15 protein-coding genes are annotated in these 12,815 nt (G+C 46.3%); 8 read left to right on the top strand and 7 right to left on the bottom strand.

From position 1 onward, the window contains the following. Nucleotides 1-1,632, bottom strand: a 1,632-nt coding sequence (locus tag C6H04_RS05845; RefSeq protein ID WP_104732594.1) for an HlyD family secretion protein, incomplete at its 3' end; no start/stop codon positions are given. A gap of 457 nt (nucleotides 1,633-2,089) precedes the next feature. Continuing rightward, nucleotides 2,090-2,662, bottom strand: a complete 573-nt coding sequence (locus C6H04_RS05840) for a DedA family protein (RefSeq protein ID WP_104695679.1) — start codon at nucleotides 2,660-2,662, stop codon at nucleotides 2,090-2,092. A 55-nt stretch (nucleotides 2,663-2,717) separates the two neighbouring features. On the opposite strand from C6H04_RS05840, the gene C6H04_RS05835 reads away from it, so the two are divergent. Genes C6H04_RS05835 through C6H04_RS05825 form a run of 3 tightly spaced genes read left to right on the top strand, consistent with a single transcriptional unit; the run spans nucleotide 2,718 to nucleotide 4,657 of the window. Further along, nucleotides 2,718-3,533 carry a flagellar hook-basal body protein gene (locus tag C6H04_RS05835; protein WP_104695680.1) on the top strand — a complete coding sequence of 272 codons (816 nt, stop codon included), beginning with the start codon at nucleotides 2,718-2,720 and terminating at the stop codon, nucleotides 3,531-3,533. Nucleotides 3,534-3,542: 9 nt separating this feature from the next. Next, the gene (locus C6H04_RS05830; RefSeq protein ID WP_104695681.1) at nucleotides 3,543-4,190 is read left to right on the top strand and encodes an outer membrane protein; all 648 of its coding nucleotides are present in this window, start codon (nucleotides 3,543-3,545) and stop codon (nucleotides 4,188-4,190) included. Between the two features lie 23 nt (nucleotides 4,191-4,213). Then, a complete protein-coding gene (locus C6H04_RS05825; RefSeq protein WP_233711501.1) occupies nucleotides 4,214-4,657 on the top strand; it encodes a DUF4149 domain-containing protein in 444 nt (147 codons plus the stop codon). Here the strand turns inward: C6H04_RS05825 and fliP are convergent. Further along, complete coding sequence (gene fliP, locus C6H04_RS05820; protein WP_411709990.1) at nucleotides 4,654-5,373, bottom strand: flagellar type III secretion system pore protein FliP; 720 nt, start codon at nucleotides 5,371-5,373, stop codon at nucleotides 4,654-4,656. The two genes, C6H04_RS05825 and fliP, sit on opposite strands and share 4 nt — an antisense overlap. Before the next feature lie 100 nt (nucleotides 5,374-5,473). On the opposite strand from fliP, the gene glmU reads away from it, so the two are divergent. From glmU to C6H04_RS05805, 3 genes are all read left to right on the top strand, one after another. Beyond that, nucleotides 5,474-6,775 carry a bifunctional UDP-N-acetylglucosamine diphosphorylase/glucosamine-1-phosphate N-acetyltransferase GlmU gene (gene glmU / locus C6H04_RS05815; protein WP_104732592.1) on the top strand — a complete coding sequence of 434 codons (1,302 nt, stop codon included), beginning with the start codon at nucleotides 5,474-5,476 and terminating at the stop codon, nucleotides 6,773-6,775. Nucleotides 6,776-6,847: 72 nt separating this feature from the next. Beyond that, complete coding sequence (locus C6H04_RS05810) at nucleotides 6,848-7,612, top strand: DsbA family protein (protein WP_104732591.1); 765 nt, start codon at nucleotides 6,848-6,850, stop codon at nucleotides 7,610-7,612. Nucleotides 7,613-7,759: 147 nt separating this feature from the next. Beyond that, the gene (locus C6H04_RS05805) at nucleotides 7,760-8,224 is read left to right on the top strand and encodes a DUF1104 domain-containing protein (protein ID WP_104695686.1); all 465 of its coding nucleotides are present in this window, start codon (nucleotides 7,760-7,762) and stop codon (nucleotides 8,222-8,224) included. Nucleotides 8,225-8,237: 13 nt separating this feature from the next. Here the strand turns inward: C6H04_RS05805 and C6H04_RS05800 are convergent, their stop codons facing one another. Beyond that, nucleotides 8,238-8,684: a N6-threonylcarbamoyl adenosine t(6)A37 modification in tRNA gene (locus C6H04_RS05800; protein WP_104732590.1), complete on the bottom strand. Its 447-nt coding sequence runs from the start codon at nucleotides 8,682-8,684 to the stop codon at nucleotides 8,238-8,240. Nucleotides 8,685-8,972: 288 nt separating this feature from the next. Between C6H04_RS05800 and C6H04_RS05795 the strand changes: the two genes are divergently transcribed. Next, nucleotides 8,973-10,646 (top strand): methyl-accepting chemotaxis protein, encoded by a 1,674-nt coding sequence (locus C6H04_RS05795; protein WP_104732589.1) that lies wholly within the window; start codon nucleotides 8,973-8,975, stop codon nucleotides 10,644-10,646. Continuing rightward, complete coding sequence (gene ruvC, locus C6H04_RS05790) at nucleotides 10,646-11,128, top strand: crossover junction endodeoxyribonuclease RuvC (protein WP_104695689.1); 483 nt, start codon at nucleotides 10,646-10,648, stop codon at nucleotides 11,126-11,128. The genes C6H04_RS05795 and ruvC overlap by 1 nt, the downstream gene beginning before the upstream one ends. Nucleotides 11,129-11,137: 9 nt before the next feature. Here the strand turns inward: ruvC and C6H04_RS05785 are convergent, their stop codons facing one another. Genes C6H04_RS05785 through C6H04_RS05775 form a run of 3 tightly spaced genes read right to left on the bottom strand, consistent with a single transcriptional unit; the run spans nucleotide 11,138 to nucleotide 12,714 of the window. Beyond that, nucleotides 11,138-11,476 (bottom strand): dihydroneopterin aldolase, encoded by a 339-nt coding sequence (locus tag C6H04_RS05785; RefSeq protein ID WP_104732588.1) that lies wholly within the window; start codon nucleotides 11,474-11,476, stop codon nucleotides 11,138-11,140. Further along, entirely contained in the window at nucleotides 11,477-12,145 is a 669-nt protein-coding gene (gene plsY / locus C6H04_RS05780) for a glycerol-3-phosphate 1-O-acyltransferase PlsY (RefSeq protein WP_104732587.1), read from the bottom strand. 38 nt (nucleotides 12,146-12,183) lie between these two features. Continuing rightward, nucleotides 12,184-12,714, bottom strand: coding sequence for a hypothetical protein (locus C6H04_RS05775; RefSeq protein WP_104695692.1), 531 nt, complete (start codon nucleotides 12,712-12,714; stop codon nucleotides 12,184-12,186). Nucleotides 12,715-12,815 lie beyond the last annotated feature (101 nt).

Raw genomic sequence — 12,815 nt, 5'->3', positions numbered from 1 at the left:
AGCTGTTTGCGCGCTTTGTGCGTTGTTAATCGCGCCAGCAGCGATCTTTCCTTGGGCATTAATGGCACTTTCAATACTGGACATCTGGGCATCGGTGAATGATAAAGCACCTAGAAGGGTGATGGAGGTGTTAAAAAGTGTTTCGCATCGGTTCAAACCTTGAAATAGCGCACCCGTGTTATGACAAAAAGGGCCGGGCAAGGTATTGGAGTTGCCGTAGTAGGCAATCCAGTATGGAATATTATAAAACGTATACAGCATGTAGGGAATCATGTCCTGAGTATAATTTGTGAGGAGGCTCTGGGCTTGTGTGAAGTCGCCACCACTCAGGGCATTTTCAAACATGGTCGCGAGTTTAGAGCCAGCAAAATTGCCCTGAAAATTGTTAGGGCTTAGGTAGCTATTCATGTAATCCCATGCTTGTTTGAGATATGCTTGAGTACGCGGATTGTCAAAGTAAGCTTCAGCTCCTATATATTTGCTATTGGCATAGGGGGCGAGTTGCGCCACATTAAATAGGGTGTTCCACATATCAGGGAGACTCAGCCCAGAGGGTAATTTGATATTAGGAAAGGTACTGCCACCGCAGTAATTGGGGCCCACAAAACTCGTATTGCCTGAGACAATATTGGAAATGATGCATGTGCGCCCGCTATTGGCATAGGTGAAGTTATTGACCCCCCATGCCTCTCCCACAGCGTATTGCATCCATTGGTTGTGGAAAGCCTGCCCTAGTTTTTGGCCTATGCTGGCAATTTGGTTGAGTGCAGTCGTTTTAGCATTGCTGGCTGCGGTGGCGGCGGTGGCAGCAGCGGCTTTAGCCGCGTTGGCGGCATTGGTGAGCTGGGCGATCTTGCTGGCATTTTGCAGGATCACTTGTTTATCATCACTCTTCAATTTATCAATATCGGTGCCAATGGTGGAAGCTAGGGCTTGGATGTCGCTAGCCAGCGTGCCGATGGCCTGGATCACTTGAGTGGGACTGAGCGAACTCACTTGGGAGCTTTGCACGGGGGGGGTGATGGGCGTATAAGTGATCCCCAACTCTTTGGCGGCTTGGGCAGCTTGGGTATTGAGAGCACTTAAGGTGTTAAGGGCTTGAATGAGGGTTTGTTGGTTGTCTTGATTGACGCTCTTTAGCGCGCTTTCATATTGCGCAATACTCTCTTGAGCTTGGTTGAGGAGGGCTTGATTCTTGGCTTGATAACTGCTGACAAGCTGGTTGAGGTAGTTTTGGTAATTGGAAGTATCTTGGGAAAGGCCTGCTAGGAAGGCTTGGACTTGGATGGTGCGGCTTAGATGCTTCTGTAATGCGCTGAGAATCTGGGCGACTTGGGTAGCATTGGGGTTAAGGCTGGCGAGTTGCTGGGCGTATTTTTGCAATTGGGTGAGGGTTTGGGCTTGGTTAGCCTTGAGTTGGGCTAGGGCATTGTTATAGGCTTGCAAATTAGCCTGATAGGCGGCGATCTTGGCAGCATTAGCATCTGGCGCGCTGCGCACGCTCTCTAGTGCACTACCCCCTCCTACATTCATTCCAAAGGAAACAAAGGCCCCATCTAGGTAGGAAGCAAAGGGATGGGCAAACAGAGGGGGATTTAGAAGAAAAAGGCCAAGGATTAAGGTATTTTTCATGTATCTACCATCGCTATGATTGAGAGATTTTGGGATCAATAAAACCTGCTTGATATGCTGTAAGGATGCAAAACTCTCACATAAGAACCACCCCACCCCCTAGCATTATTGAAAGTCTTGTTCACGAGTAACTACTCATCGGGTTATTCCACTTGTTTGGGTTCACCATCATTAGGGGCCACTTTTTGGGGCTTTTTGTGGTGTTTATGTTGTTTTTTGGGGGGGTTGGTATAAGGGCATTGGCAACACCCACCCAACAAAAATAACGCTAAACCTAAGCAGATGAGATTTTGGCCCATGCCCTACTCCTGATATGACGGATACACCCGTAGCAATCTATACTTATTAACCTCTGCCTTGCCTGTTAGACAACGCAGAAATTCAGCGCGGGCATTATAGCATAGCTCAAAAATTTCCAGTTTCCATTTTGTACACTAAACCCGCAAACTTAACACCATCAGATTTTGCGCGTGCCTCTTTTGAGCATCCATATAATGACTAAGATGAGCAAAATGATGATCAGAGGCATCAAATAGGCATATGCACCCACTTGATCGCCAATCTGGCGCACCCAAGCGCTGGCATAAAAGGCCACACTTCCGACTGCAACCGCCCACAGCGCACATGCGCACCCATTCCAGAGTGCAAACTTTTTCAAATTGTATTTGCTAAACCCGATCGCTAAAGGCACAATGCTCTTGACACCATAGATGTACTTGTTGAAAAAAATCAACCACACCCCGTATTTTTGCAACCAGATATGCACAAGCGCGAATTTACGGCGATGTCTAGCAAAATAAGTATAGAGCTCCTTCTTTTGGGTGCGCCCTAAAAACGCCAACCCTACGCTACCTACGAAATTGCCACATCCTGCCACTACAATGCTCAATTTAATATCCATCTGTCCCATGGAACTCAAGATTGCTGCTACCACGATTCCCACATACCCACTCCCTAAAGAATAGACAAACAGAAGTAAATACCCCCATGTGTCAAATAAATGTTGAAAATGCGCGATACTCTCCTGCACACTAATCCTTGTTTTTTTAGGCTATAATAGCACACTCGCATAATAGGAGCACAATATGACAAATGGATATTACGACGCGACAGGGGGCATGGTAACTGAGTTTAACCGCCTGGATCAAATCTCTAATAATTTAGCTAATCTCAACACGGCTGGTTTCAAGCGCGATGATGTAGTGGTAGGGGATTTCTTGCGCCTGTATCAGAATTACCGCGATCAATTACCTCTAGCTGATCAGACCAAGCATGCTGCACAATATTTGAATCGTAACCTCAACCGCGTCCCCATTATCAGTGAACGCTACACCGATTACAGCCTAGGACCCATGGCCAAAACGGATAATGATCTAGATTTTGCCCTGAGCGACCCCAATGCCTATTTTGTTGTGCAAACTCCACAGGGCATTGCCTTTACGCGCGATGGGAGTTTTACAATCGATTCGCAGGGATTTTTGAGCACTAAAGAGGGCTTTCATGTGCTCAGTCGTGGCGGCATTGAGAATCACACGGGAATTCAAATGCTCCCTGGAGCGCGCCTGAGTGTGAGTCCTACAGGCGATTTGTTTTTCCATGATGGCAATGAAGAGGTACCCGGAGGCGCGCTTGCTATAGTGGGTTTTCAGAGTCAAAAACTCTTAAATAAGATCGGGAATAATCTTTACACCTATCCTCAGGAAAAAATGGCCGAGCGTGTGGAACTCAACGCCCCCATTGTGCGCCAGCATTTCTTGGAAAAAAGCAATGTCAATGCGGTGACTGAGATGACGCGCTTGATTGAAGCAAACCGCCTTGTGGACATGTATTCTAAAGTTTTACGCACCCATATGGACGACTTGCATGCGGATGCGATCAGTAAGTTAGCGGCAAGGGTTTAAGGGGTTTGCATGCGAATTTTAAAAGCCTTAACGCTCACAGCGGCTTTGTGCGGGAGTTTGCAGGCAGAGGAGAGTGCGCTTTTTGTAGGCGCGATGTATGAAATGGGTGGCTCGACCTTCAGGGCTAAAGTGTTAGGAGAAGGGTATGTTCCCAAACCTGGTAAAAATGCTATCACGCAGGGACTGGGAGTGCATGTGGGCTACAACCAACTCTTCGGACAGAAAGGTTGGGTTGGTTTGCGCTATTATGCTTTCTATAATTGGGGAATTACAGATTTTGGGGAGTTTGTCTCTAACCATAAGGTGAAATTTACCAATAATACTTTCAATTTATCTGGTTATGGTGTAGGGTTGGACCTCTTACTTAATTTCATCAATGCAGATCGCTTTAGCTTGGGAATCTTTGGGGGACTGGCTGTGGGGGGCAATACTTGGTGGTTGGTCAAGGGCAATAACCCACAGACCAAGGTCCAGTGGCTGGTCAATGGAGGTGTACGCACGGTCATTTCCAAGCGCCATGGTCTTGAACTAGGCTTTAAAGTTCCGATGATGCATGTCAACTATGTTGAAACCTTCAACGGGAGCAAGTTTAATAACACTACTTTGTTTCTCAAGCGCGACTGGGCCTTTACAGCCGCTTATTATTTCTACTTCTGATGTTGGGTAAGTTGTGGGGGGTGGTGTTCTTGCTTGTCTTGGGAATGGGCATAGGGGTTGTGCTCTTTGCGGGAGCAGGGGTGGCCCCCGTGCTTTTTAAAGCCCCCACCCTAGCCCATGTAGATTTAAGCATTCTGGATGCGGGGGCGTTGATGGGACGTATTTTTGTGCGTGCCAATACCCTTTTGAATGTCTTAGGAGTGTTCTTAGCCCTAGATAGCGCGTTTTTAATCCTAGCTAAGAGGCGCAGAGGAGCGTTATTAGTGCTTTTGAGTATAATCGGCGTGGGTCTCATCACCCTTTTTAGTTTTTACTACACGCCCAATATCTTGCAAGCACAAGCGATGGGCACAACAGCTACTCCAGAGTTTGCACGCATGCACATGCAAAGTGAAATGCTCTTTAAGGTATTGCCCTTTGTGCTCTGTGCCCTCTTTGTAGGGCGTGCATGGCGCCTATGTCGCTAACTCAAGTGTTTAAAACTAGCTACAAGATTTTCTACCAACAAGTTAAACCCATCGACCAAAATAAACACCAAAATCTTAAAAGGCAGAGAGATCATCACAGGGGGCAACATCATCATCCCCATAGCCATTAAAATCGAGCTCACCACCATGTCGATGACCAAAAAAGGCAGGTAGAGTAAGAACCCAATCTGGAAAGCGGTTTTGAGCTCGCTAATCATAAACGCGGGCACGAGTACGCTTAAGGGCACACTGTTAACATCCTTAGGGTTGTCCAAATGGCGGATGCGGAAAAAGAGGGCGAGGTCTTTTTCCCGCGTGTTTTTGAGCATGAATTCCTTAAAGGGCACAACCCCTTTTTCAAAGGCTTCGGTATAGGAAATCTTTTCGGCCAAATAGGGTTTGATGGCGATTTCATAACTCTTTTTGGCAGAGGGCTCCATGATAAAAAAGGTCAAAATCAAGGCTAAAGACACTAGAATCTGTGTGGGCGGGGTTTGTTGCGTGCCTAGAGCCGTGCGTAGAAACGAAAAGACAACAATTAGGCGGATAAAACTTGTCATCACTAGGACCAATGAGGGAGCGAGCACCAAAAGTGTGAGCACCAACACAACATTTAAGGTCGTTACTAATTGGGCTGGGGTGTGGGGTGCGCTCAAGGAGAGATCGATGGTGGGGATGATAGGGTCCTTGATCTCCGCGCTCAGCAATAACTCCAAACTTAAGAGGGCCAACAAAATCGCTCTCAACAATCAAAAACCTTTTTGCTTTATCTAAAGTATAATGCCCTGGAAGTTAAAAAGCTCTAAAGGAAACTCTATGAATCTCTCTGTGATTATCTTAGCAGCCGGCAAGGGGACGCGCATGAAATCCCCTTTACCTAAAGTCTTGCACAAGCTTTGTGGGCGCGAAATGCTCGTTTATGTGCTTGAGAGCGCACTGGCACTTAGCGATGATGTGCATGTGGTTTTGGCGCACCAGCATGCACGCATCCACGCTTGCATTCAGGAAGCTTTTGCGCACCAATCCATTCATATTCACCTTCAGGATGTGGACAAATTCCCAGGCACAGGGGGAGCCTTACTTGAAAATGGCGTGCTTCTTCCTACCGCCCATGAGAAAATTCTCATTCTCAACGCGGACATGCCACTAATTAATCCTTCCGTCCTCCAACCTCTCCTAGAGCACCCGCATGCCATTGGGATTTTTGAGCGTGAAGATGCGTGTGGATATGGGCGCGTGCACCTAGAAAATGGCTTAGCCCAAGCCATCATAGAGGAAAAGGACGCGTCTAAGGAGGTCTGGCAGCATTCTAGTTTGAACGCAGGAATCTATGTCTTTAGTAGAGAGTTTTTGCAGACCTACTTGCTCAAGCTTGATTCTCACAATGCCCAGCGCGAATACTACCTAACCCAACTTGTTGAGTTGGGGGCGCGTGCAGGGGTAGAGATTGTAGGGGTTTATGTGAGCGCGCAAGCTTGCATGGGAGTTAATTCGCTCGGCGAGCTTGCACAGGCTCAAGAAGCACTTTTAGCGCGTTTGCGTCAAGAGGCTATGGACGCGGGCGTGCAGATGGAGATGCCCCACACGATTTATTTAGATTCCCAAGTGCGCTTTGAGGGGAGCTGCGTCTTGGAGCAGGGGGTGCGCTTAGCAGGGGCTTGTGTGCTCAAAAATGCCCATATCAAAGCCCATAGTGTGATCGAGGAGAGCATTATAGAGGAGAGTTCTATTGGTCCACTAGCCCATGTACGCCCGGGGTGCTATATCTCCCATAGCCATGTAGGGAATTTTGTCGAAACTAAGAATGCCCAGTTAAAAGGGGTGAAAGCGGGGCATCTGAGTTATTTAGGAGATTGCAGTATTGATGAGGGGAGCAACATCGGCGCGGGGGTGATTACCTGTAATTACGATGGCAGGAGCAAATACAGCACTAAGATTGGCAAACATGTCTTTGTGGGGAGTGATAGCCAGTTAATTGCACCCTTAGATATCCCCTCCCATGTCTTGATTGGAGCGGGAAGCACAATCACTCAGCAGATGCAGGAGGGAGATTTAGTCCTCAGCCGCACACCTCAAACTAATAAAACAGGGGGTTATTTCAAATTTTTCAAATCCTAGGGTCTACCCATCAAGCATGCTATTAGGCATTTGGTGCTAGAATGACGCTCAAAATTTCACTTAGGAAGAGGTATGCGTCAATTTTTGTGTGTGCTTATGCTGTGTGTAGGGATTGCGGGGGCTAAGGCGGCAGTCAAGGAAAATAAAGAGGACAAGATTGTCGGCGTCAACATCGTACAGCTGATCTATAAACAGACTAAAAGGTCCGTGAGCGTTTTAAGTCTGCAACCCCTAAAATCCAATAAGGATTTTCAAATTGTGGTGGTGGAAGACCCTGAGACAAAATACCATATCCCCTTGCTTGCTAACAAGGATGGCACTTTGGTGCTGGGCTTGAGCAATGTGTTCTTCAGCAATAACGATCAGGACATCGAGCTCATCAATGATATCTACAGCCAAACCCAGAACTACAACTTTAAACAGGCTAATGGGGCCAAAATTAATGCCATGCTCGACAATCTTCCCAAGGATTATGTGATCACGCTTACTTCTAAAAATAAGAATGCTAAGGAGCTTTACATTATATCCGACCCCATGTGTCCGCATTGCCAAAATGAATTACGCCGTGTGCAAGAACACCTCAAAGATGCTAATGTGCACATGGTGGTAGTGGGATTATTAGGGGAAAAATCCGAACTCAAGGCCGCAGACATCTTGATGCAAGTCAAACAGGCCCGCAGCACGCAGAGTAAAATCAACTTACTTAACAAGGTGTATGCCACTGCCTACACGCCCGCAGAAGTGCCCGATGACAAGATTAAAGAGGTCAAAGAAATAACTAAAAAAGTTTGGGATACCGGGATTAAGGGTGTACCCTTCCTCTACGAACGGCAGTAATGATGTCTATCTAATTGGTGCAAAAAACGCCGTTTATACCAGTTCTACTGAGACTCTTTGCTTAAGAATTCGCTCCCTTTAGGGGAGGTGTCTTGTGGTTTAGAAAAAAAAGTTATAATGCGAGTCTAAATTTTACAAAGGATTCCTATGAGATTTGCGGGTATGGTTTTAGCCTCGGGTTTACTGTGTGGGTTGGGAGCACAGGATATTGGATTGAATGTGTTCCCGGAGTACCATGCCAAGCCTGACCAGGAGATGTTAGACATGGCAGGCAAAGTGGAAGCTAGTAAGGTGATCAGTTATCTAAGTGAGATGAAGAATCGTTACAACAAGATGACCCCCAAGCACCAGGCGGATTTCCAAAAACACTTTCAAGATATTTTAGCCAAGAATATCGCTAAGCTCAGCCCTGCACAGCGTCAGAAGCGCTTGGATGCGATTAAGAAGGCCTTGGCGCTTAGGGTGCAAAATGTCGATAATCTCAAAAAGGAAGTGGAAGCCGAGTATGACTATTTGAGTCATTGGAAAGAAACCCTGCAATCTAAAACCTTCTACGAAGATCTCCAAAAAAATGGGTTCACGCCTAAGGGCGCAACCCAGACATCTAAATAACATAATTTGCCCACTAGCGCAAGCGTCTTTTGCGTGTGCGCGAAAGCTTAAAGATAGCGGAGGGAGGAGACCGATAGATTCCCCTTTTGTCTTCGATCAAGAGGGGGGTTGTTGTGCATGCCCAGTCTGCATCAAACTCCATGCCGCTTAAGTTCGCTGAGGTGCTATAAAGTACACCAAAGAATCTTAAAAAGTCCTGCACATGGGTGTCTTTGACCACTCGATAGCCTCTTGGAGGGGTGAGTGGATAGATGCAGCTAGCACGGCTACGGCGTACAAAGTTGCGGTGGATTTGTGGTACACGCACGGGGATGGCGTGGAGATTCCCTACAATCTGCAACAGCGGTTTATCCCCGGGGCTATGTTTGATGCGGTTGAGTGCGGCGGGATCTGTGCCAAAAAACCCAGCAGTGGTATCACTTTGGGCTAGAAACACGGAAGGTTTCAGTAGGATTTGCATGGTTTTATTTTAGCTGCTTTTTGGCAGAAATTCTTGTCAACGCATTGTGTTTATGCTTTGGTGGTTGAGACGCATACCACTAATTTGTGTATAATGCTTGTATATGTCCGATTTGACTCGTGGAATACGCAGGGTTCCTGCTTGCTGCAACAGAGGGTGGGGACAGCAAATGTGGGCTATTTATGTCTCCTTTGGACTATACCAATTGGGCGAACCTAGATGTCTTGAGCACTTTAGCATGCCCATGTTCATGCTAAAATGGAAAATCAACTTAGCATAGGAGTTTGCGTGAATCTTGGAGCTAAAATTATGGGCGTGATTCTCCTGTCCCTCTCTATCGTGGGCGTTCTCATTGTTATTATTGCTGATCATAAGCAGTATAACCTAGTCTATTCTGTCATTGGAAGCGAAAAGAAGGGGGATATGGATCACCGAGAAAGTACCTTGAAATACGACACACATCTCATCGAACAGGGCATCGCAGGCTATTACAAATACTTCCCTAAAGACGAGGCGAGGAAAATGGCCCTAGAATACTTTGGGAAAATCAATGATGACAAGGGCATGATCTACATGGTGATTGTAGACATGCAGGGCACAGTGCTCTTTGACCCTGTTAATCCCAATACCGTGGGGAAAGACGGCATGCATTTAACCAGCGTAGATGGAGTTTACTATGTCAAGGGCTATGTAGAACAGGCTAAAAATGGGGGAGGGTTTACCCACTATAAAATGCCTAAGTTTGAGGGAGGTACGCCTGAGCCTAAAGTGGCTTACAGCCACTACGACCCCACAAGTGGGATGATTATTGTATCCACCTCCTACTATAGTGATATTTTAAAAGCAACGGAGCATACACGCGAGGAGATCAGACAACGGGTCTCTGAAAATCTTCACGACCTGATCTACTACATTGCCGGTATTGTGGCCTTTTTCATCTTAGTGACTGGTCTACTCACCTATTACACCATTGTTAAGCGTCTGAATATCTTGGTGCACATGATGTATGATTTCAATCAGGGGGAGAGAGATTTAACCCAACGCATCCATGTTAATGGTGGAGATGAAATTGGGAGAGTGGGGCAGGGGATCAACCACTTTGTGGAGCATATTCAAACTTTCTTTAACCATATTAAAGAAACCAGTAGGGGCAATAAAGACATTGCGAGCGACCTTAAAGCAACCATTCTAGCCGTGTTGGAGGAAATGGGCAAGCGCACCGCTATGATTAATCAAATTAAAACTAGGACAGCCGAGATCAATCAGATTCTAGGCAATTCCTTAGACCAAGCTCAAGAGAGCCAGAAAAGTCTAACCGAAATACAGGGCTCGATTCAAACTTCCAATGGAGTGATCGCCAATCTCTTTGGACAGATTACAGAGGCTTCAAGAACAGAAGAAGAGCTGGCCAATAAGGTGGAACAGTTGAGTAAGAACGCCGATAGTGTGAAAAATATTTTACACATCATCGATGACATCGCCAATCAAACTAATTTACTCGCCTTGAACGCCGCCATTGAGGCCGCGCGCGCAGGTGAACATGGGAGGGGTTTTGCGGTGGTAGCTGATGAGGTGCGCAATTTGGCCGCGCGCACGCAAAAAAGCTTGTCTGAGATCAACTCCACCATTGGAGTCATTGTGCAGGAAATCAATGATGTCTCTGCCCAGATGAATTTAAATTCCAAGAAAATTGAAGAACTCAATAGCGTCGGCTTGGAAATGCAGAAAAAATTTCAAGATATGAATTCTAATCTCGAATTTGTGGTACAGAGGGTTAGCACTTCTATTGGAAGCTTTGTGGGAACTAAACAAGACATCGATGACATGACTCCTTACTTTGAGGGGATTGAGGCAATCAACGCTAGTAACGCGGTAGAGGCTGCCAAAATTATCAAGGCAACTGAAGATTTGCGCGCAGCCACAGAGAGCTTAGACCACAATATCAATCAATTTAAATCTTAATGATTTTAGGCATCGATCCGGGGAGTCGTAAATGTGGTTATGGCATTATAGACATGCAAAGCAAGTTGGTGGGCGCGGGTTTCATTCATATCCAAAGCGCACCCTTTCAAACCCAAATTTTAGAGATGATAGAAGGTTTAGAACAAATTTTAAAAACCTATCCCATTCTTGAAGTGGCGATTGAGGACATTTTTTATGCCTACAATCCCAAAAGCGTGCTCAAACTCGCACAATTTAGAGGAGCGTTGAGTTTAAAGATTTTGCAAAGCATAGGACACTTCAGTCAATATACCCCTTTACAGGTTAAACGTGCCATTAGCGGGCATGGCAAGGCGAGCAAGGAACAGGTCGCTTTCATGGTGCAAAAGATTCTAGGTCTTCAGAGCGCGGTTAAGCCCTTAGACATCACAGACGCTCTGGCAGTCGCGCTCACCCACGCCCAGCAACGCCGCGCTATTGCCAGAACCATATTGCCTACCTAATCACAGCTCCTAGTCAAAGGTTCTATGTATCCGCACTCCTACAAGCGCACGCTGGCACACTTGTGGCTTTTTGATACTCATGAGAATCTCCGTAATGCTTGGAAAACACCGCTTAAGCCACGCACTGATGCCCTCCAGTGCCTCTTCTAAAAGAGCATAGGGCGTGCTGGAAAGTTTATCTTGCACTGCCTCTAAAATAGCCATGTAATCCAAATATTGTCCCGCACCACCATAGACATAGTTCACTTCTAAATCAATAATGAGGGGTTGTGCTTGCTTTCGTTCACTCTCTTGGATTCCAATGATCGCATCTAGGCAAAAATTTTCGATAAGCAGACTTACCTTCATCTACAGGATACGCTTTTCTTGTCCCGTTAGAAGCTTAAGCACATTGGACCAGTGTTTGTAGATGGTGAAAAGGAAAATAAGGATCATCGGGGTGTGTGTGCCAATTTGGGCATACATATTGATGGGTGCGGGTAAATTGACATGCAAGGCTGGAAGGGCAAAGAGAAGTAGCGTGGCAAGCCCTACACCCATAATGGAAGCCAAAGAGGAGATTTTGAGCTTTTTGCCCACAAAAGCCCATAGAGCGAGCCCAATCAAACTCTCCACGGGAATGAGTAAAAGCACAGCCCCCATAGTCGTGCTCACCCCCTTGCCTCCCCTGAAGTTTAAGAAGGGAGAGTAGCAATGTCCCAGAATCGTTGTGAAGGCAACCATCCATTGTGCCTCATAACTCAAACCCGCGAGCTTGGCACCCAGTACACAAACCACCCCCTTGAGCAGGTCTAACACCAACACCCCAGTGCCTAACTTTTTCGCCTTAGAGGGGTTGATTGTATTCATCACACGCACGACATTAGTAGCCCCAATCCCTCCACTTCCCTGTGTAGTGATGTCCACCTTATAACACACCTTGACAATCCAATACCCAAAAGGAATTCCCCCTACGAAATACCCAATGAGATAAAAGATCACATTAATATTGGTCAAAAAAATCAAAAGGTTTTCCATACTCAGCCCTTACATTGAAAACTAAATTATAACTAAAATCAAAACGACTTGCTATAAGGCCCTTTGATCAACACGCCCTGCTCATCTGTGAAGAGGAAATTAACACGGTAGCTCTCGGGAATCCCCCTTTTTTTATCCTTGCGGGTGTGTTGGATGGCTAATTCAATGGAAGGCAATTTAAGCGGAGTGTGGGGTTTGACCTGAAAAGCTAAAAATAAGGGGCGCTGGTGCACACTATCCCAACCTCCACGCCATCTAGGCAAAGTGGTCTGACTCTTAAGTAGACGATCGCCCACTTGAACCTCAAAAGAGCTCAGGTAATAAGTCCCCGGCTCGAGCATACGCGTAGTAGGTCTAGCTTCCCTAAAACGATCCCGCCAAAGCAAAAAAAACCAATTATTGCTTTCTAGCACCAACATCTTAGAGTTTTTATCCCCCAACTTGCGCCAATAAGTCTTGACAGCGCTCCCCTGGTGGGCAATATCAAAGGTTACAGGGCTAGCCAAATTAGAGGGTTTAGGCACACATGCACAGAGCAACAATCCCAAGGATAAAATCCATATTTGCATCGTGCAACTATAACAAATTCTTTTGGTTTTAAAGCATGTCTATCCTCTCAGAAGACAAAATTTATCACCAGTACTCAACACACTCCCCTAGCTTAGTTGCT

Origin of the sequence: Helicobacter salomonis (assembly GCF_900197775.1) — a bacterium.
GTDB classification, from domain to species: domain Bacteria; phylum Campylobacterota; class Campylobacteria; order Campylobacterales; family Helicobacteraceae; genus Helicobacter; species Helicobacter salomonis.
This window is presented reverse-complemented; position numbering and strand designations above follow the sequence as displayed.

What these genes read in the sequence shown, in the direction of transcription:
- C6H04_RS05835 (WP_104695680.1), top strand. Translation starts at nt 2,718, where the DNA reads ATGACAAATGGATATTACGACGCGACAGGGGGCATGGTAACTGAGTTT.
- C6H04_RS05830 (WP_104695681.1), top strand. Translation starts at nt 3,543, where the DNA reads ATGCGAATTTTAAAAGCCTTAACGCTCACAGCGGCTTTGTGCGGGAGT.
- glmU (WP_104732592.1), top strand. Translation starts at nt 5,474, where the DNA reads ATGAATCTCTCTGTGATTATCTTAGCAGCCGGCAAGGGGACGCGCATG.
- C6H04_RS05810 (WP_104732591.1), top strand. Translation starts at nt 6,848, where the DNA reads ATGCGTCAATTTTTGTGTGTGCTTATGCTGTGTGTAGGGATTGCGGGG.
- C6H04_RS05805 (WP_104695686.1), top strand. Translation starts at nt 7,760, where the DNA reads ATGAGATTTGCGGGTATGGTTTTAGCCTCGGGTTTACTGTGTGGGTTG.
- C6H04_RS05800 (WP_104732590.1), bottom strand. Translation starts at nt 8,684, where the DNA reads ATGCAAATCCTACTGAAACCTTCCGTGTTTCTAGCCCAAAGTGATACC.
- ruvC (WP_104695689.1), top strand. Translation starts at nt 10,646, where the DNA reads ATGATTTTAGGCATCGATCCGGGGAGTCGTAAATGTGGTTATGGCATT.
- C6H04_RS05785 (WP_104732588.1), bottom strand. Translation starts at nt 11,476, where the DNA reads ATGAAGGTAAGTCTGCTTATCGAAAATTTTTGCCTAGATGCGATCATT.
- plsY (WP_104732587.1), bottom strand. Translation starts at nt 12,145, where the DNA reads ATGGAAAACCTTTTGATTTTTTTGACCAATATTAATGTGATCTTTTAT.
- C6H04_RS05775 (WP_104695692.1), bottom strand. Translation starts at nt 12,714, where the DNA reads ATGCAAATATGGATTTTATCCTTGGGATTGTTGCTCTGTGCATGTGTG.